Below are 18,347 nucleotides of genomic sequence, written 5' to 3'. Positions count from 1 at the left end.
TTTTTGAGTTATCCGCCCTCCTGTCTTTGTTAATCCCCTGTCTGACGAAAATTATCCATCGTGATATTGATTAGCATGCTAATTATATGCTTAAATGATTAGCATGCTAACTAATTGGATGTGCAGTGCAGATGGAAAACAATATCGGATGGTTACTGAGTCGTGCGGCGTTTGCCTGGCGGCACGCCGTAGACCATTACATGGCGGATCTTGGCCTGACTCAGTCCCGCTGGATCGCCATGCTACATCTCGACCGCACCGGTGAAGGATGCAGCCAGAAGGAACTGGCCGGTGATATAGGCATTGAACAGCCTTCGTTGCTACGCACGCTGAATTTGTTAGAAGAGGCCGGACTCATACTCAGAAAGCCTTGTCCCGATGACGCCAGACGAAAAACCCTCTGGTTTACCGAAAAAGGCAGAGAACTCATGCAGGCCGTTGAGGCCAAAGCATTTGAAGGCCGTCAGCAGATGCTGAGCGGACTGACTGATGAAGAACGATCAGTCTTTTACGGACTGCTGAGTAAAGTCATCGATAACGCAAACCATATTTCTACGCCGGAGAATTCATGACCGCAGATGCACAATTTAACCGATGGATGCGCGGCGCATTAGTGCTGTTCATTGCCATTTGTGCTTACATTTTTATTGCCGATTTCAATATTCCCATGACACCTCATTCCATGGTGCAGCGTCCTGTTGTGACTGTGGCACCCAGAGTGTCGGGTGAAGTGATCAGCGTTGCTGTGCGAAACAATCAGCCGGTCCGTAAAGGGGACGTGCTGTTTAAAATTGACGGTACTGACTACGAACTGGCGGTGGAAAAAGCCCGCCTGGCATTGCGGGAAGCGCAGCAGACTAACGACAATTTGCACGCCCAGCTGGCCGAAGCTCAGGCAAGTATTATCGAATCACAAGTTACCCTTGCTAAAGACAAACGTGAACATAAGCGTTTAGCCTCATTAGCTGCTAAAAATCTGGTCAGTACCCAACTGGTTGATCAAAAAATGGCTGAAGTTGAAGCCGCCGGGGCAAGACTGCAGGCTGCACAGGAGCGTAAAAAAGCGTTACAGGTTGAGCTTGGTGATGAAGGAGAAGATAACCTGCGCCTTCGTATTGCTACAAATACACTTAAACAGGCTGAACTGGATTTGGCGCGTACCACTGTTGTAGCACCAGAAGATGGCGTCGTTTCGAACCTGCAACTTTCGCCCGGCATTCAGGCTCAGGCAAATCAATCTCTGCTTTCGCTGGTGGTCACAGGTGAAGAACGTGTCGTTGCCGATTTCCGCGAAAAAAGCCTGAGTAAAATTGGCAATAGCGCAGGTGCTCTGGTGGTATTTGATGCCCTTCCCGGGGAAGTGTTTCACGCTTCAGTTGTCAGTAAAGATTTGGGTGTGGCTACAGGACAACTTTTGCCGGACGGGAAGCTGGCCGAACCGGACGTATCCGACCGTTGGGTACGTGATGCCCAGCGTGTCCGTGTGTATGTTGCGTTAACCGACCAGGCTCTGCCCGCCGATATGGTGAGCGGCGCACGGGCGACGGTGTTGCTGCAACGTCATGAGGACGGCATCTTTAACTGGATAGGCGCAGCGCAGATGAAGGTTGTCAGTCTGTTGCACTATATCTATTAAGATGGGTATCAGTAAATTGTCCGGTTTTTTACTGAAAAAGCAGCGTGACCATCGCTTTATTAATTCGGCCGGGGATTATTCCCCGCAGGACCAGCGTCGGGTGTTGCGCATAGCCCTTGGCAGCTGTGCCGGGTTTCTCATCAGTAAATACATGAACTGGCCGTACGGCGTATTTTTCGCTGTCTATCCCATGTTATTGCTGGGCATGTTGCCTAAGTTCGACCGCCTGATTGCCTGGCAGTTTATGGTAGGTGTGGCGGTGAATGTGGTGGAAATCTATCTGCTGAATGTGTTTTTCAAACATCATCCGGCTTTAATGATAATGGGTGTGTTTGCAGTATTTTTTGTTCATTTCAGGTTGATGGCTAAAGGCTCGCACTTCCTGCTATGGGCCTCCGGGATAGTCACTCTCTCAGTGTTGCTCCATTTTTCAAGCTATCCGGATGCATCACTAACCGATATGACTATGGCGGCATTCCTCGCCACGCTGATATCCGTTATTTCTGCAGCGGTGCTTTACTGGCTGATTCCGGAGACTGATCCTATCGCACCGCCACCACAGCATAACGTGACGTTTGCACAGATTAATCACCGCACGCTGACGGGGGCGATTCTGGCGACGCTGTCATTCGTTGTCTTTCAAATTTTCGATTTGAAAGATTCCCTGTCTGCGCAGGTAGCAACGGTACTCGTGCTGTTTCCCATGACCTTCCGCGGCTCGCTGGAAAACTCTATGAAGCGGGCGAAAGGCGTAGCCTTAGGGTGTGCGCTGGGTATTACCGTACAATTATTGATGTACGATCTGATCCGCTATCTTCCCCTGGTTGTGATTGCGATGTTTATCACCGTTATGCTCACGGCACGGCTGCATCTGATTGAACGCACCGGTTCAGGTATGGGCTTTGGTGCCTTAACCACCATCGGCATTTTGTTCGGGCAGTATCTTCAGCCCAATTCAGACATGCTGTACAGCAGTATGTACCGCTTTTCCTCTGTCGTTATCGCACTGTCACTTCTTATGAGCCTGGCGTGGCTGCTGGATGGTTTTTTAAATCGATTCGCGATTACGCGAAATGTATGATGCAGTGATAATTTATTGAAGGAAAACAGTAATCTTGGAAGTAGCAAGCTTTACAGATTTATTTACCGGAGGCGGGGCAGTATCCGCTGCTGTAGCGCTGGGACTGATTATTCTCGCAGGCCTTACGTCAATGATAACAGCTTCATTCGGTGTCGGGGGCGGTGTTATGTTGCTGGCGACCATGGCAACGGTTGTGCCGGTAGCCGCGTTGATCCCTGTGCACGGACTTGTTCAGTTAGGTTCTAACGGGAGCCGTTCGTGGCTGACCCGTTCGCACATCGACTGGGCCATGGTGAAGTGGTTCAGCGGTGGTGCGCTGGCCGGGGCTGTTGCTGCGTCTTTCATTGTGGTGCAACTGCCGCTAATCACCATTCAGTTTACTGTAGCGGGTTTTATCTTATTTTTAGTGTGGGGACCCAAACCGGCGAAAAGGGAGCTGAGCAAAACCGGCCGTTGCATTGCCGGTGCGCTGACGACGGTTGCGACTATGTTTGTGGGCGCGACAGGGCCGCTGGTCGCCGGGTTTGTGCACCGGAATACTGATAATAAGATGACCCTCACCAGTACGTTTGCTACCTGTATGACATTTCAGCATCTGCTTAAAGCCTTTGTTTTCAGCTTTGCCGGATTTGCTTTTTTTCAATGGTTGCCACTGGTAGTTGCTATGGTAGTCAGCGGCTTTACCGGCACCTGGCTGGGGTTGAAAGTGCTGAAAAAAGTGTCTGACGAACGCTTTGCCCTACTGTTTAAAGTTATCGTTACCATACTGGCCCTGCGCCTTATCTGGCAGGCAGCGATGTCGCTCTAACGCCTGCTGAGCGTCAGGCCGTATCGCCGGAGTTTTCTGTAAAGTGTTCTGGTGCTTATGCCAAGTACGTCTGCCAGCGCTTCCGGCGTACCGTCGAAGGCTGAGATGATTTCAGACAGGTACGCTTCCTCTGCTTCTTCCAGTGTTTTTAATCTGAGCGGGCCGGACTCCTGTTCGCTTTCCGGTACTGTCAGATGTGAAGGTAAGTCCGCCGGAGTGATGTGTTCATCTACCGATAACAGAGCGGCTTGTTCGGTGACGTTGCGCAATTCTCTGATATTGCCGGGAAATGCATAACGGCTGAGTACGGAAAGGGCATCTTTGTTAAAGGTCTTCTTCGTGTGCCCGGCTTGCGCCAGGAATTGCCCGCATAGCGCAGGAATGTCTTCCCTGCGCTGGCGTAGAGAAGGCAGGGCGATGGGAAAGCCGGCAATCCGGTAATAGAGATCTTGTCTGAATTCGCCTTTCTCAACCAGCTGTTTAAGGTTTTTGTGTGTAGCGCAGACCAGCCTGAAATCAGAGTGCTTCAGCTTCAGGCTGCCGACAGGACGGTAAGTTCCTGACTCCAGCAATCGCAGCAGCTTGACCTGCATACTCATGGGCACATCGCCAATTTCGTCAAAAAAAACCGTGCCGCCACTGGCCACGTCAATGAGTCCTTTTTTCGACGATGATGCGCCGGTAAATGCCCCTTTCTCGTGGCCGAACAGCTCTGATTCAAATAATGACTCAGTCAGTCCGGTGCATTCAATGACTACAAACGGTTTGTCTTTCCGCGGGCTGCTTTCGTGAATAGCGTGAGCGACAAGTTCTTTCCCTGTGCCTGTTTCTCCCTGCAATAACACGGCAATGTCTGCCGGTGCTGCGCGGCTGATTTGATGCAGCATATTCCTGAAAGACGGTGCACTGCCAATGAGTTTCGCATTACCGGCACGGGGAGAAGCGAAGGTGATTTGCTCCAGCACCTCCAGGTAGCCAAGCACCATACCATCTTCGTCTTCCACCGGCTTCATTGTGATCTGGCAGTGAGAATCGCCTGTGCGGGTTTTGTGATTGTGTACCACTGAGCTTGGTCTTTGTGTACTTTTGCATTCCGCAAGGGGGCAGTCTTCTCCGGCTTGATCACAGGGAACAGCATTGTTGTGAGACACGCTGAAGCAGGTACTTTTACCGGTGATGATGTGCTCTTCATAAGTGTCGCGGTAGAGCTGGTTAACCGCATGCACCACATAATCCGGCGTGATAAAAATCGCCGGCTTATCAATCGCATTGATCATCGACTGAATAATAGAAATGTTCACGTTTATGCCCCCCTCAGTGAGTTATGACAATTATGTCACAAGATTTGTCAAAAATGACTTTGTTTTTCCGGTGAGAAAGCTTGCGTTGGATCAAATAGCGGCCTGTTCGAAGGGTGTAAGGTAGCGGCTATGAAATTTGCGATGTATCCGAAGTCGTCCGGTGGCTCAAACATCCCTGTTGTGTTCGTTATTCACGCTTTCTGCGCACAATAATTGCGGTTTTTGATTTATCTCACGCTTCTGTGATTGCCAACGTTACTCTGTGGCACGACTTCTGCTCTGCCAGTGATATTAAATTCGGCTACATCGTCGACATTTCGCCAAATTACTAATTAATCGGGAGATGTTCCTAATGAGCGATACATTACTGGAGTTATCGCGCTGGCAGTTTGCATTGACTGCTATGTTCCACTTTATCTTTGTACCCCTTACCTTAGGTATGACTTTCCTGCTTGCCATCATGGAATCGGTTTACGTGATGACCGGCAAGGAAATCTACAAACAGATGACCAAATTCTGGGGTAAGTTGTTCGGGATAAACTTTGCGATTGGTGTGGCTACCGGCCTCACCATGGAGTTCCAGTTCGGTATGAACTGGTCTTATTATTCACATTACGTGGGTGACATTTTTGGCGCGCCGCTGGCTATTGAAGGCCTGATGGCGTTTTTCCTTGAATCAACTTTCGTCGGACTGTTCTTCTTTGGCTGGGACCGCATGTCAAAAGTGAAGCACCTTATGGCTACCTGGCTGGTGGCTATCGGTTCTAACTTTTCGGCGCTTTGGATCCTTATCGCCAACGGCTGGATGCAAAACCCTGTGGGCGCTGACTTCAATGTTGAATCTATGCGGATGGAAATGACCAGCTTCGCTGACGTTATTTTTAATCCGGTGGCACAAGTGAAGTTTGTACACACTGTTTCTGCAGGCTATACAACAGGCGCAATGTTCGTGCTGGCTATCTCCAGTTATTACTTACTGAAACACAAGCATGTTGCGTTTGCCCGCCGCTCTTTTGCCATCGCTGCAAGCTTTGGTCTGGCGTCTGTGTTGTCAGTGATTATTCTGGGCGATGAAAGTGGATACGAAATCGGTGACGTGCAGAAAGTGAAACTTGCCGCCGTTGAAGCGGAGTACGAAACCCATCCTGCGCCTGCGCCATTCACCATCTTTGGTATTCCCAATGACGAAGAAGAGCGCATGGACTATGCCATTCAAATTCCGTACGCCATGGGCATCATCGCCACCCGCAGCTTTGATGAAGAAGTTACCGGCATTAAAGATTTGAAAGAGCAGCACCGTGTTCGCATTTTATCCGGTGTGCAGGCATACAAGCACATGGATGCAGTGCGTGACGGTTCAGCCACGCCGGCTGAGCAGGCGCTGTTTGACGCGAATAAAGAAAATTTGGGTTACGCCATGCTGCTGCAACCCTTTACGCAGGATATTACACGGCCTACACCTGAAGCGCTTGAGCGTGCCGTGGATTACAGTATTCCGCCTGTTGCACCGCTGTTTTATTCCTTCCGCTTAATGGTACTGGCAGGCTTTTTAATGCTGGCTCTGTTCGCGGCAGCGTTCTGGTACAGCACTAAACACCGCATTACTCAGCCCCGCTGGTTACTGAAATCAGCCCTCTACGGTTTACCTCTGCCCTGGATTGCCTGTGAAGCAGGCTGGTTCGTCGCCGAGTTTGGTCGTCAACCATGGTCTATTGCAGAAGTACTGCCGGTCCACGTGTCTGTTTCCAATCTGAGTGTGGGTGATGTGGTATTCACCATGGTGGGCTACACCTTGTTCTACACCGTGATGTTCATTATCAGCTTCTACCTGATGAAGAAATTCGCCAAAAAAGGACCGGTTCCTCCCGGCGACGAACAGGATGAAGCAAGCGTAATTGGTTTAACTGAAAAAGGAGCAAACGCATGATCGATTATGAAGTGTTGCGGGTGATCTGGTGGGTGCTTGTCGGTGTGTTACTGATTGGCTTTGCCATTACCGACGGCTTTGATTTAGGTGTAGGTTCGTTGCTTACAATTATCGGACGTACCGACGAAGAGCGCCGGGTGATGATTAATACCATCGGCCCGCACTGGGACGGCAACCAGGTGTGGTTCATCACGGCCGGTGGCGCTATTTTTGCTGCCTGGCCAATGATTTACGCTACTGCGTTTTCCGGCTTTTACATCGCGTTATTTCTTACGCTTGCTGCGTTATGGATGCGCCCCATCGGCTTCGATTACCGTAGTAAACTGCCCGGAGCAAAGTGGCGTCAGCGTTGGGACTGGGCGTTGTTTGCCGGCGGATTTGTTCCGGCACTTATCTTTGGTGTTGCGTTCGGAAACCTGTTACAGGGCGTACCCTATGAATTTGATAATACGTTGAAATCCACCTATACCGGCTCTTTCTTCGGATTATTGAATCCCTTTGCCATCCTGACCGGTCTGGTATCCGTTGCATTACTGCTTAATCACGGAGCAACCTGGTTGCAAATGAAAACAGACGGTTTTGTTGAAGTGCGTGCCCGTGCCACCTCAGTGATCCTGTCTTTGGTGACTGTGGCGTTATTTATTCTGGCAGGGGTGTTTGTAGCCTTCGGCATAGATGGTTATGTGATGAGCTCTGTAGCAGACACTTATGCCGTCTCAAATCCGTTGCACAAAACCGTTGTCACTGAAACCGGCGCGTGGATGAACAACTATGGTACTTACCCCTGGATGATCATTGCACCGGCACTGGGTATTGCAGGTGGCCTGGCGTGCGCGGCCTTTTCAAAAGCAGGCCGTGCTGGATGGGCATTTGTGTCCAGTTCTGCCATGATAGCCGGCGTTATATTAACGGCGGGGTTCTCAATGTTCCCGTTCCTGATGCCAAGCAGCACAATGCCGGATGCAAGTCTGACAATGTGGGATGCTACATCCAGTGAAATGACATTACGTGTGATGTTCTTCGTAGCCTGTGTATTTGTACCCATTGTACTGTCTTACACCATCTACGGGTTCTACGTGATGCGTGGAAGAGTTAAACAATCTGATTTAGATAAATCTCACGCGATTTACTAGGAGGCATTATGTGGTATTTCACCTGGATCCTTGGCATTTTACTGGCTTGTTCATTTGGCATTATCAACGCCATGTGGCTGGAGTCTACCGAGAACATGGACCGCCCTGATACTGAAGAATAAGGGATAATTTGAGTCGTTCCCTCTCACTTACCCGCTGGTTTCAGCAATCTGTCGCCACCGGAAACCCTGCTCCCCGCAGGGCTCTGGTGGCACTTACCGTCCTCCACGTTTTACGTGATGCTGCGCTCATTGCGGCATACTGGGGTTTTGCTGCCATGGTGTCGCAGTGGATCATTGACGGGGTTGCCGCTTCGTCCTCACTGTTATGGTTTACTGCAATTTGCCTTGCCGGCGTGTGGCTGAGTCAGGGGTGCAGCATCTGGTTGAATCATCATGGCAGACTAAAACTGCTCTTTCGCTTACAGCAACAGCTATTGCGCACATTTGGCCGTCAGCAACATGCTTTAGTGCGTCAGCATTCAACCTTTCACTGGCAAACCTTGTGGCAAATGCACATCCCTGCTGTGGTGAACTGGCATTTTGATTACCGTGTTCAGCAACTGGTGGCGGTGGTAGTGCCGCTTTTTGCTCTTGTGGTCATTTTCAGTGTCAGCATAGTTGTGGGCGGGAGTTTGTTGATCACTTTACCCATTGTACCGCTGTTTATGATACTGGTTGGTAAAGGTGCCGCGGCATTGCACCGCAAGCATTTTATTGCTCTTGAGCGGCTGGGGCGGCTGTTTACAGACCGGATATCCGCGTTGCCGCTGTTGGCCATGTTTAACGCCCATGATGCACAGGCCAAACGGATAGATACTGCTGGCAAAAGCTTAAGAGAGCGCACCATGAAAGTGGTGTCGGTGGCGTTTTTGTCTACTACCGTACTGGATTTTTTCTCCACCCTCGCCGTTGCGTTAATTGCTGTGTATATCGGGTTTACATTGCTTGGCGAGTTTAATTTAGGAGAGACAATAAACCTTCAACAAGGTTTGTGGCTCTTATTAACTGCCCCTTTACTGCTATCTGAGATGAAGAAGCTGGGGCAGTTTTATCATCAAAAAGCGCAGGCTGAGTCTGCCATGGAGGCGATTCAGGATTTATTACATGATTCCCCGCCGGACGAAGCGCCCGCAAGCCATGGCGAAGTGCCAGCAACAAGGGACGAAGCTGCACCAATTACACTAACCGGAGAGCTCACCCGGTCACCTGCGTTAAGCACAAGTACGCTTACCGTCAACCCGGGTGACTGGATCCGTTTAAATGGTGCATCCGGTGCAGGAAAAACCGTGCTGATGGAGTTACTGAGCGGTCAGCGCCCGGGATTAGCAAAGCCGGTATCTGATTACGTTCTGCTTACGCAAACGCCAGTTATACTGCCGGGCACGGTAAGAGAGAACCTGTGTCTGGCTATGACCTGTTCTGACACGCAGTTACTTGCGGTATTGGACAGTGTGGAACTGGGGGCCTGGATCACTATGTTACCTGCGGGACTGGATACGCCAATGGGTGAGCATCCGCCTTTATCCGGTGGTCAGGCGCAGCGGCTGGCCATTGCCCGGTTGTTACTCCGGCAAGCACCGGTGTGGTTTCTGGACGAACCCACCGCCCATTTGCCTCAGTCTCAGCATGAAGCGATTTGTCAGATTATCCATCGTAACTGTCAGCAGGCAACTGTCATCTGGGCATCGCACAAGCCATTGCCATCTCACTGGTTCAGCGCGAACTGGCTGATAAAGGATGGACGCGTTTTCCATACCGCAAGCGCAGAATTATCCGGAACAGAGGGCGAGACAACAGGAGCAGACGAATGAAGCAAATCCCCGTAGTCAGCTTATTGCTTGCCATTGCTCACACCAGTGCCGGACTGCTCATTCTTATATTCTCAAGCTGGTTCATTGCGGCATGCGCACTGATGCCGGTTAACTTAAATTATATGCTGCCGGCAGTCATCATCCGCGCCCTGGCGCTGGTACGTATTGGTGCCGGCTACGGACACATGTGGCTGGCGCATCACGATTTACTGGGACGTACCACGGTGCTTCGCAGTGAACTGTTCAGCAAGCTGAAAGACCATGTATTACATGAAAAAGCAGGCGATGTGGAAAAGCTTGCCGCGCAAACTGAACTGTTGTCCTCGGTATGGGTGGGATGGGTTGCCCATCAGGCAAGCGCGGTTGTGCTGGTTATTCTGGCAACGGGCATTGTCACGCAACTGGCGCTGCCCGGCACGTTGGCGATGCGGGTCATGGCGGGCCTCTGGCTTGTACTTACACTGTGGCTTGTAGTGTACGGACTTAATCAGTCAGCGAAACAAACCGCTGAAGAAAAGCGTTTCCGGTTCGGTTCAGAGCATTTCTTTAACAGCAGCAGTTTGTGGCATTTATCTGTTAATCGTCGCAACCCTCATTTTGCCTCTGCTCCCGGGCTGGATAAAGTGTGGCGTCATCAGTTTGCCACGGACGTAGCCGGACAATGGGCATTATGGTTGCTGCATGGCTGTGCTATCCTGGCGCTGGTGGCCTTGTTTGCTTTCAATCAGGATAAGGGATTTGGCGACCCGGCATCACTGATTGTTCCCATGTTGCTACTGAGTATTACCGACTGGCTCGGACGGTCAGTGACGACTGCCGCACACCTTGGGCGCTACCGCCAGGCGAAAAGTGCGTTGGCTCAATCAGGAGCCATAGCCTTGCCGGCCATTCACGACACCCAACCCCGGGGGCAAATTCAACTGGAAAGCTTTCAGGCTGTAAACGTCTTGTCAGGTATCGATGCAACTTTGCCTGTTAAAGGTCTGGTTGTGTTATCCGGGCCCTCCGGCTGCGGTAAGTCATCGTTACTTAAAGCACTGGCCGGTCTGGTACAGGCGAAAGGTGATTTGCGTTTTGATGGTGATATTGTGCCGGCCGGCAGACGCAAGGGTTGGGTGTATGCTGAGCAGTCGCCGGTATTACTGGAGGCCACATTAAGAATGAATCTGGTGCCGGATGAGTCTGTTCAAAGCGACCGGGCACTGAATAATGCGCTTTCTCAATTCGGTCTGGGGCACTTCTCACAACTGGACGAGTGGCTGGGACAGGGAGGTAGAGTACTCTCCGGTGGCGAGGCAAGACGTGTATCGTTAAGCCGGACTTTGCTCGCTTCGCCAAAGGTCTGGCTGGTTGATGAGCCCTTTGAAGGGCTGGATACCGGCAATCAGCAATATGTCGCCGCCGGACTGACTGCGGCTGCAGAAAATGCGCTGGTAATTATCGCTACCCATGTCACACCGGAAGATATCCGGCGTTCTGCAGACCAATGGATTGAAATGTAACAGGTTTGCCAGCAAACTGGGGGCAGCTTTTAATAAAACTGCCGGAGACGCTTTTGCATTCCCACGATCATCATCACGGACACCACCACGGGCATCATCATGTCAGCGACGGGCAGCGCATCGGCTGGGCGTTCTGGCTTAACTTTATCTTCACGATCATCGAATTTATCGGCGGCTGGCTCACTAACTCCGTGGCAATTATGGCTGATGCCGTTCACGACTTAGGGGATTCGCTATCCATAGGTCTGGCCTGGTATCTCAGCAAAGTAGGGCACAAAAAAGCCGACGAACAATACACTTATGGTTACAAGCGCCTGAGTTTGCTGGGCGCGATGATCAATGGGCTGATTTTGATTGTGGGTTCCGTTTGGGTGTTATCGGAAGCCATTCCCCGTTTGTGGGCACCTGAAATGCCTGTGACGGAAGGCATGATTGCGCTGGCGATTTTAGGGATCGTGGTCAATGGCGTAGCCGCTTACAAGCTGTCTGGCGGAAACACGCTTAATGAAAAGGTACTGAACTGGCACTTACTGGAAGATGTACTCGGGTGGGTCGCCGTACTGATTGTGGGGATTGTGCTTCAATTCGTAAACTGGCCGGTGCTTGACCCTTTACTCTCGGTGCTGTTTACCCTGTTTATTTTGTTCAATGTAGGCCGCTACGTTTATCAGACGGTACGCTTATTTTTACAGGGCAGTCCGGATGCGAAACAACAGCAGGAAATTCACTCAGCATTATTATCTGTTGAACACGTCAGTAACCTTCACCATGTCCATTTCTGGTCTCTTGACGGCGAACAGCATGTACTGACTGCTCACATTGAGCTCGCCTGCGACGTGGATGCCGCCACAGCCCGGGCCCTTAAAAAGCAAATAGACGACAAGCTCTCCGGATTTAATCTGGCACATACCACCATCGAACTTGAAATGCCCGGCGAGGTCTGCCGCGATACTGATGACCATGACCATGACCATGACCATGACCATGACCATGACCATGACCATGACCATGACCATGACCATGACCATGACCATGACCATGACCATGACCATGACCATAAAGATTGATTTGCGAAAATAAAACAAAGAAAAGGCGCTGGTTAGCGCCTTTGTTGGTTCTATAGTTACATCAGCTTTTCGAGGGTGATGGGCAATTCCCTGACCCGTTTACCTGTTGCATGATAAACCGCGTTGGCTACCGCGGCGGCGAGGCCGGTGATGCCTATTTCTCCAAGACCCTTTGCGCCCACTTCACTGAAGTTATAGTCGGGCTTATCGAGAAATATTACCTCCAGCTCATCAGGCATATCACCGTGAACAGGCATCAGGTACTCCGCGATATTGTTGTTAACGGGGAGGCCGGTCCGCTCGTCATATTCGGTGTGTTCAAACATCGCCATGCCGATACCCATCACAATGGCACCTTCAACCTGGTTAGCTGCTGTTTTGTGGTTAACAATTTTGCCCACGTCAATGGCACTGACCACACGGGATACCCGTAAGTCGGCGATTTCAGGATCCCAGCGAATTTCCACAAAGTGAGCGCCGAATACGCGGCTGGAATAGCCTTCTTTCATAGCGCCATCGGTACTGCCTTCGCCTTCCGCGCTTCCTGCCTTAATGGCCTTGAGGATGTCGCTGAATGACCGCGCGGTGCCTGATTGCGAAGAAAGTTGCCCGTTTTTAAATGTAAGGTCTTCTTCACTTTCTCCGGCAAAAGGAGACTTGTCCATCACCGCATAGGTTTTCAGTTCGGATATGGCATTCTCACAGGCTTGCTTCACTGCAGGAAGCAAACTGGCTGTTGCCCATGAGCCACCGGAAAGCGGGCCGGCCACTAAGTCAGAATCACCGATTTTAACTTCTACTTTTTCCACCGGTATGCCTGTAGCGGCAGATACGGTTTGAGCCATGACATTGTACGTGCCGGTACCAATGTCCTGCACCGCACATGACACACGTACCTTACCATTAGCTAAAAAGGAAACCCTGGCTTTGCTGGATGACTTCATCGCATCCCAGGCACATGCTGCTACACCCCAGCCAAGGATGTCTTTACCATCGCGCATAGAACCCGGTTCCGGATTGCGTTTATCCCAGCCGAATTTAGCCGCGCCTTTGTCGTAGGCTTCTAAGATGTTGATATCAGACCAGGGTAAGTCTTCTACCTGATTACGATCAGTGAAGTTTTTCCGGCGTAAGGTCAGCGGATCCATATTCATCGCCACAGCCAGTTCATCCATGGCTGATTCCAGCGCAAAGATACCCGGCGCGGCACCCGGCGCCCTCATAGCGGCAGGGCTGCCGGTGTTCATCTGAATTACGCTGTTGGCAATATCCACATTGGGGCATTGATAAAAAATCGGCGCGGTACGGCCGGCGGTTTCCACCCGTATATCAATTTCTGATGTGCTGTTAAGCGTATGCTGAGTCATAGACGTCAGATTACCCTCAGCATCGGCACTGATTTTAAAGGTTTGCTCTGTGGCCGAACGGTGCCCTGTGGTGGTAAACATCTGCGCTCTGGGGACCATGAAATGTACCGGCTTACCCACTTCCCGCGAAATCGCCGCCGTGGCAATACAATGGGGCCAGGTGAACAACTTACCACCGAATCCTGAGCCTAAAAACGGCGTACGCACGACAATATTCTCAGGAACCAGACCAAATACTCTTGCAAGAGTGTTACGGCTGAATGTCACACCTTGTGTGGCTTCATAAACCACCAGTTTGCCGTCTTCCCACTGCGCCGCTGTAGCGTGCATTTCCATGGGATTGTGGGTTTCAAAAGGTGTGGTGTAAACCGCTTCGTGCTGATAAGCCGATTGGGTGAAGGCTGCTTCAGCGTCTCCACGGCTTTTCTCAGAAGGCTTCTGCTCTATGGGTGATACACCTGCCGCTCTGGCCTGTTTTATAGAGGTCACAGATTGTGCTTCTGAATAGGTGACTTTCACCTTCAATGCGGCTTCGCGGGCTTTCGCAAAGCTGTTCGCCACAACATAAGCGACAAGCTGACCGGCATAATAGATGGTGTCATCTTCAAAGGGCAGACGGCTCTCATCGACTTTAAGCCCCTTGGCCATGTTCGCAGGCACATGGTAAAGCTTGTCTGTAAAGTGGTTGTGGTGAAACACATCTACGACTCCCGGCATTTGTCTGGCCGCCGAGGTATCGAGGGATGTGATTTTTCCCTTAGCGATAGTGCTGTACACACCGTAGCCGTAAAGCATGCCGGGCAGATGGTTATCGGCAGAATATTTTGCCCTTCCGGTCAGCTTATCCGGTCCGTCAACGCGGGGAAGGGCAGCGCCCATGATGTCGCTGGCATTTAAGTCAATAGTCATGGTGTCCTCCTACGCGGTGATGGTTTTTAGGCTGCGGACAATCGCTTGTTGTCCCAGTGGAATTTTAAACCCATTCTGAGACTGGGGCCTGGCTGCCGCAAAGGCGATAGCTGCTGCCTTTTCAAATGCTGCCTGAGACGGTGTTTTACCCTTCAACGATTGCTCTGCCTCAAAGGCACGCCAGGGCTTTGTACCTACTCCGCCCATCGCAATGCGGGCGTCGCTGATGGTTGAGCCCGAGAGGGACACAATTACGGCACTGGATGCCAGCGCAAACTGATAAGACGCTCTGTCTCTCAGTTTCAGGTAGTGTGACCGGTTGCCGAGCAAGGGCTTGTCTAAAATTACATGGGTGATGAGTTCGCCCGGGGCCAGATTGTGCTCTTTGTCCGGACTGCTGCCCGGCAGCAAATGAAAGTCGGTAAAAGGAATTTCCCTCTCTCCTTCAGGGCCGGATACTAAAATCGTGGCACCAATGGCAGCCATCGCCACACACATGTCTGACGGATGGCTGGCAATGCAGTGTTCGCTGGTGCCCAGCACTGCATGAACAGAGCGGTTATTACCTTCTATGGCAGAGCAACCGCTACCCGGTGCCCGTTTGTTACAGGGCGATACGCCGTCGCGGTAGTACGGGCAGCGTACTTTCTGCATAACATTGCCGCCGGTAGTGGCTTTGTTCCGTAAAGAAGTTGAAGCACCGGAGAGCAAGGCTTCTGATAAAACAGCGTAACGGGCCTTCACTTCAGGATGCCAGGCAAGGTCGTTATTGGTGACCAGCGCGCCAATTTTAAGCCGCCCGTCTTTTAATTTTTCAATGTCGTAAAGTGGCAGGCTGTTGATATCCACCAGGGTATCAGGCTGCATTACATCCAGCTTCACCAGATCAATAAGGGTCGAGCCGCCGGCCAGAAATGCATTGGCTTGTGTCGCTTTTGCTTTTACTGCCTGTGCGGTATCTTCTGCTCTTACGTAGGAAAATTGTCGCATGATGCCTCCTTACACGTATTTGCTGGCTTGCTGCATAGCAGAAAGAATATTCTTGTACGCACCACACCGGCAGATGTTGCCGCTCATAGCTTCCCGCCAGGCTTCAGGACTGGCCGGAATATCATCACTGCGAATCACATAATCTGCGGTCATCATCTGTCCGGCAGTACAGTAGCCGCACTGAAAGGCATCATTTTCGTGAAAGGCTTTTTGCACCGCACTCATCTCACCATTTTCTGATAATCCTTCGATGGTGGTGATGTCATCGCCATCGTGCATCACCGCCAGACTCAAACAGCTGTTAATGACTTTGCCGTTCACATGCAGGTTGCAGGCACCGCACTGACCGTGGTCACAGCCTTTCTTGGTACCGGTCAGTTGCAGGTCGTCACGAAGTACATCAAGTAACACTGCATTAGGTTGGACTTTCATTTTTCTGGCTTCACCATTGATCTTGAGGGTGATGGCTACTTTCGACAGCGCTTCCGGGTCGTTTGCTTCAATGGCTGATTCCGGTGCTGAGGTACTTCTTGCAGCGCAACCACTTGCCGCAACCGCAACGCCGGATACGCCAACGCCCTTAAGAAAGTTCCGGCGTGAGCGGGACGCCGTGCTGCTTTTAAAAACTTCTCCGTTTTTCTGATATGGCTTCAACTTATCTTGTGCCATGGATCACTCCTGTTCGGTCTGTGGTGAGGGTGGTGCATAAATGCCAGTGAAATTCACAAGAAAAACTCAGTGTGGAATGGTGAACTGATGCATAAACTTTCACTGTAACGGTCCACATGCCTACGGGGACGGTGTATGGCTGAGATCAACCTGTGCGGATGGAAAGGACGGGATAGACCTGCTCGCATTATTTTAGTTTATTAAAATCAATTTGTTAGCGATTGATGAAGAGAACTAATAGGCGAAAGTTTAATGATTCATTGATCTTTATCCGCGTGATAAATCCGCAATTTGTGGTGCTTTTCATTTACAGAAACTAACGGTGCTTGTGTCTGCTGTGATGTACAGATACGAATGGTTTACTGATATTAGTTTTCAGTGTGCTCTTTAGCCGGCAGTGACGAACAGGTATGCTGAGTATGTTTCCTCAATACAACGACAGGACGAATAACGATGACAAAAACCGAACCTATGGAAACGACGTTTGACGTGCGCTTTTATGAAACAGACGGGCTTGGTCACGTGGGTAACACCGTGCATGTGGGATGGCTGGAAGCCGCAAGAGATCCTCTATTCCGGCTGTTTGTACCAGACCTGGACTTAACCGCCTGGCCACTGATTCTGGCCAGCTACAAGGTCGACTTTCTGAAGCAAATTTATTACGGAAAATCCGTCACCGTGAAAACATGGGTAGGGCGCCTGGGGAGCAGTTCTTTTGATGTGTATCAGGAGATCTGGCAGGAGGGTGAGCACTGCGCAACGGGAACGACCACTATGGTGCATTTCAATTACAACACGCAAAAAGCCGAACCTGTTCCTGATGCAGTAAGGGAAAAGATGCAGACTTGGTTGAAGGACTAGTCGATGTACGGAAAAGACACAGATTTTATTACGGTAACAGACGACGTCCTGTCACCGGAGCTATGTAAAGATATCATCGCCGCATTTGATGGCAGCGCTAACCTTGCTCCCGGCAAAACCGGCGGAGGGATTGATACTGACAAAAAGCGCAGCACAGATGTTTCCTTCACTCAGGATCCAGTATTCCAACCCTTTCACAAAGAGGTGATGACGAAAACGGGAAATGAACTGTTAAAGTATATTGATGAATATTTCTTTGCGCTGGTAGGGCCCATTGGCCTGACAGTGAGACATCCGCAAACCGGGCAACCGGTGAAGCTTACCGGCGACAACTATGCGGAAGTGGGGCGCCCGAATCTGGCTAATATGGTGAATTATTTGTTCAGGATCGGAGATATCAATACCCAGCGTTATAAAGCCGCAGAAGGGGGTTACCCGTACTGGCATTCAGAAGTCTATCCGCAACTTCAACACAATGATGCCCTGCACCGCGTTATGCTGTTTATGTTTTACTTAAATGATGTAGAAGAAGGCGGGGAAACGGATTTTTACTATCAGGGAAAAAGTATCGAGCCTAAAGCAGGCAGAATGGTGATTGCCCCCGCTCATTTTACCCATACTCACCGGGGCAATATTCCGGTGAGTAATGATAAATACATCCTCACTTCATGGATGCTGTTCAACCGCGCTGAACAAATTTATACGCAGTAATTTCTGCGTATTATGCTGGAGGATCAGTACGCGGTGACGGAAACACCGGTCATACGGTAGCCCACTGAGGCGATATCACCTTTCCAGCCTTCGGTAGAAAGGGTGCCGGTTACCCAGATGGCGTCGTATAAATCTTCGATGGCGACGCCTTTTTCAAAGGTCACATGCACGATTTGGTTGGATGCCGGTGGTGGAACGTGAATACATGCGCCGAAATAGGGAACCAGTAAAAATTCTGTGGTCAGTTCGTCAGTACCTTCCAGCGGCACCACAAACCCCGGAATTTTAACCAGCTTATCATTGTACTTTTCAACCACTGGCGCATCAGGCTGCAATTGCGCCATGGTACTTTCGTGGCTGGCAACCGGCGGCGGAGCGAGTTCGTTAAAGCCCGGCGGGACCAAATCTTCCCAGTAAACCTCTTCTGGTTCGTTTGCCAGTGCTGGCATTGCCATGACTGAGATGATCAGGGTTAGCATTGCGGTGATTTTGTGTGATAAAGCCATAGTTCACTCTTGTCGTTATTACTCAGTCGCCGGAGGCAGCATTTCAGGATACAGATACTATTATCG

General features: G+C 50.7%; 17 protein-coding genes. 12 read left to right on the top strand and 5 right to left on the bottom strand.

Annotation, left to right across the window (positions count from 1 at the left end; translation table 11 throughout):
* Positions 1 to 131: 131 nt before the first annotated feature.
* From ACXAGC_RS01405 to ACXAGC_RS01390, 4 genes are read left to right on the top strand one after another with little or no spacing between them, the layout of a single operon-like run.
* A complete protein-coding gene (locus tag ACXAGC_RS01405) occupies positions 132 to 572 on the top strand; it encodes a MarR family transcriptional regulator (protein WP_474841748.1) in 441 nt (146 codons plus the stop codon).
* Positions 569 to 1,636 (top strand): HlyD family secretion protein, encoded by a 1,068-nt coding sequence (locus tag ACXAGC_RS01400; RefSeq protein WP_474841746.1) that lies wholly within the window; start codon positions 569 to 571, stop codon positions 1,634 to 1,636. The genes ACXAGC_RS01405 and ACXAGC_RS01400 overlap by 4 nt, the downstream gene beginning before the upstream one ends.
* Before the next feature lies 1 nt (position 1,637).
* Entirely contained in the window at positions 1,638 to 2,717 is a 1,080-nt protein-coding gene (locus tag ACXAGC_RS01395; protein ID WP_474841744.1) for a DUF2955 domain-containing protein, read from the top strand.
* Between the two features lie 34 nt (positions 2,718 to 2,751).
* Positions 2,752 to 3,525 (top strand): TSUP family transporter, encoded by a 774-nt coding sequence (locus ACXAGC_RS01390; protein ID WP_474841742.1) that lies wholly within the window; start codon positions 2,752 to 2,754, stop codon positions 3,523 to 3,525.
* Here the strand turns inward: ACXAGC_RS01390 and ACXAGC_RS01385 are convergent.
* A complete protein-coding gene (locus ACXAGC_RS01385) occupies positions 3,522 to 4,802 on the bottom strand; it encodes a sigma-54 interaction domain-containing protein (protein ID WP_474842381.1) in 1,281 nt (426 codons plus the stop codon). The genes ACXAGC_RS01390 and ACXAGC_RS01385 overlap by 4 nt on opposite strands.
* Positions 4,803 to 5,178: 376 nt before the next feature.
* Between ACXAGC_RS01385 and ACXAGC_RS01380 the strand changes: the two genes are divergently transcribed.
* From ACXAGC_RS01380 to ACXAGC_RS01355, 6 genes are read left to right on the top strand one after another with little or no spacing between them, the layout of a single operon-like run.
* The gene (locus ACXAGC_RS01380) at positions 5,179 to 6,753 is read left to right on the top strand and encodes a cytochrome ubiquinol oxidase subunit I (RefSeq protein ID WP_349590170.1); all 1,575 of its coding nucleotides are present in this window, start codon (positions 5,179 to 5,181) and stop codon (positions 6,751 to 6,753) included.
* Positions 6,750 to 7,886 carry a cytochrome d ubiquinol oxidase subunit II gene (gene cydB / locus ACXAGC_RS01375; RefSeq protein WP_474841739.1) on the top strand — a complete coding sequence of 379 codons (1,137 nt, stop codon included), beginning with the start codon at positions 6,750 to 6,752 and terminating at the stop codon, positions 7,884 to 7,886. The genes ACXAGC_RS01380 and cydB overlap by 4 nt, the downstream gene beginning before the upstream one ends.
* Before the next feature lie 8 nt (positions 7,887 to 7,894).
* A complete protein-coding gene (cydX, locus tag ACXAGC_RS01370; RefSeq protein ID WP_119502908.1) occupies positions 7,895 to 8,008 on the top strand; it encodes a cytochrome bd-I oxidase subunit CydX in 114 nt (37 codons plus the stop codon).
* Positions 8,009 to 8,016: 8 nt separating this feature from the next.
* A complete protein-coding gene (locus ACXAGC_RS01365) occupies positions 8,017 to 9,699 on the top strand; it encodes an ABC transporter ATP-binding protein/permease (RefSeq protein WP_474841737.1) in 1,683 nt (560 codons plus the stop codon).
* Complete coding sequence (locus ACXAGC_RS01360; RefSeq protein ID WP_474841735.1) at positions 9,696 to 11,201, top strand: ATP-binding cassette domain-containing protein; 1,506 nt, start codon at positions 9,696 to 9,698, stop codon at positions 11,199 to 11,201. The genes ACXAGC_RS01365 and ACXAGC_RS01360 overlap by 4 nt, the downstream gene beginning before the upstream one ends.
* 53 nt (positions 11,202 to 11,254) lie before the next feature.
* Complete coding sequence (locus tag ACXAGC_RS01355) at positions 11,255 to 12,268, top strand: cation diffusion facilitator family transporter (RefSeq protein WP_474841733.1); 1,014 nt, start codon at positions 11,255 to 11,257, stop codon at positions 12,266 to 12,268.
* Between the two features lie 56 nt (positions 12,269 to 12,324).
* On the opposite strand, the gene ACXAGC_RS01350 is transcribed toward ACXAGC_RS01355, so the two are convergent.
* Genes ACXAGC_RS01350 through ACXAGC_RS01340 form a run of 3 tightly spaced genes read right to left on the bottom strand, consistent with a single transcriptional unit; the run spans position 12,325 to position 16,203 of the window.
* Positions 12,325 to 14,544 carry a xanthine dehydrogenase family protein molybdopterin-binding subunit gene (locus tag ACXAGC_RS01350; protein ID WP_474841731.1) on the bottom strand — a complete coding sequence of 740 codons (2,220 nt, stop codon included), beginning with the start codon at positions 14,542 to 14,544 and terminating at the stop codon, positions 12,325 to 12,327.
* A 9-nt stretch (positions 14,545 to 14,553) separates the two neighbouring features.
* Positions 14,554 to 15,534 (bottom strand): FAD binding domain-containing protein, encoded by a 981-nt coding sequence (locus ACXAGC_RS01345; RefSeq protein ID WP_474841729.1) that lies wholly within the window; start codon positions 15,532 to 15,534, stop codon positions 14,554 to 14,556.
* Between the two features lie 9 nt (positions 15,535 to 15,543).
* A complete protein-coding gene (locus ACXAGC_RS01340) occupies positions 15,544 to 16,203 on the bottom strand; it encodes a 2Fe-2S iron-sulfur cluster-binding protein (protein ID WP_474841727.1) in 660 nt (219 codons plus the stop codon).
* 453 nt (positions 16,204 to 16,656) lie between these two features.
* Between ACXAGC_RS01340 and ACXAGC_RS01335 the strand changes: the two genes are divergently transcribed.
* The gene (locus ACXAGC_RS01335; protein ID WP_474841725.1) at positions 16,657 to 17,064 is read left to right on the top strand and encodes an acyl-CoA thioesterase; all 408 of its coding nucleotides are present in this window, start codon (positions 16,657 to 16,659) and stop codon (positions 17,062 to 17,064) included.
* Positions 17,065 to 17,067: 3 nt separating this feature from the next.
* Positions 17,068 to 17,775, top strand: a complete 708-nt coding sequence (locus ACXAGC_RS01330) for a 2OG-Fe(II) oxygenase (protein WP_474841723.1) — start codon at positions 17,068 to 17,070, stop codon at positions 17,773 to 17,775.
* Between the two features lie 23 nt (positions 17,776 to 17,798).
* On the opposite strand, the gene ACXAGC_RS01325 is transcribed toward ACXAGC_RS01330, so the two are convergent.
* Positions 17,799 to 18,254, bottom strand: coding sequence for a DUF3299 domain-containing protein (locus ACXAGC_RS01325; RefSeq protein WP_474842379.1), 456 nt, complete (start codon positions 18,252 to 18,254; stop codon positions 17,799 to 17,801).
* Between the last annotated feature and the right edge of the window lie 93 nt (positions 18,255 to 18,347).

The organism is Alteromonas sp. AWJ4_197, assembly GCF_056160285.1.
This window is presented reverse-complemented; position numbering and strand designations above follow the sequence as displayed.

Excerpts from the sequence above, each read along its gene's own strand:
- ACXAGC_RS01405 (WP_474841748.1), top strand. The coding sequence starts at position 132 with ATGGAAAACAATATCGGATGGTTACTGAGTCGTGCGGCGTTTGCCTGG.
- ACXAGC_RS01400 (WP_474841746.1), top strand. The coding sequence starts at position 569 with ATGACCGCAGATGCACAATTTAACCGATGGATGCGCGGCGCATTAGTG.
- ACXAGC_RS01395 (WP_474841744.1), top strand. The coding sequence starts at position 1,638 with ATGGGTATCAGTAAATTGTCCGGTTTTTTACTGAAAAAGCAGCGTGAC.
- ACXAGC_RS01385 (WP_474842381.1), bottom strand. The coding sequence starts at position 4,802 with ATGATCAATGCGATTGATAAGCCGGCGATTTTTATCACGCCGGATTAT.
- ACXAGC_RS01380 (WP_349590170.1), top strand. The coding sequence starts at position 5,179 with ATGAGCGATACATTACTGGAGTTATCGCGCTGGCAGTTTGCATTGACT.
- cydB (WP_474841739.1), top strand. The coding sequence starts at position 6,750 with ATGATCGATTATGAAGTGTTGCGGGTGATCTGGTGGGTGCTTGTCGGT.
- cydX (WP_119502908.1), top strand. The coding sequence starts at position 7,895 with ATGTGGTATTTCACCTGGATCCTTGGCATTTTACTGGCTTGTTCATTT.
- ACXAGC_RS01360 (WP_474841735.1), top strand. The coding sequence starts at position 9,696 with ATGAAGCAAATCCCCGTAGTCAGCTTATTGCTTGCCATTGCTCACACC.
- ACXAGC_RS01350 (WP_474841731.1), bottom strand. The coding sequence starts at position 14,544 with ATGACTATTGACTTAAATGCCAGCGACATCATGGGCGCTGCCCTTCCC.
- ACXAGC_RS01345 (WP_474841729.1), bottom strand. The coding sequence starts at position 15,534 with ATGCGACAATTTTCCTACGTAAGAGCAGAAGATACCGCACAGGCAGTA.
- ACXAGC_RS01340 (WP_474841727.1), bottom strand. The coding sequence starts at position 16,203 with ATGGCACAAGATAAGTTGAAGCCATATCAGAAAAACGGAGAAGTTTTT.
- ACXAGC_RS01335 (WP_474841725.1), top strand. The coding sequence starts at position 16,657 with ATGACAAAAACCGAACCTATGGAAACGACGTTTGACGTGCGCTTTTAT.
- ACXAGC_RS01330 (WP_474841723.1), top strand. The coding sequence starts at position 17,068 with ATGTACGGAAAAGACACAGATTTTATTACGGTAACAGACGACGTCCTG.
- ACXAGC_RS01325 (WP_474842379.1), bottom strand. The coding sequence starts at position 18,254 with ATGCTAACCCTGATCATCTCAGTCATGGCAATGCCAGCACTGGCAAAC.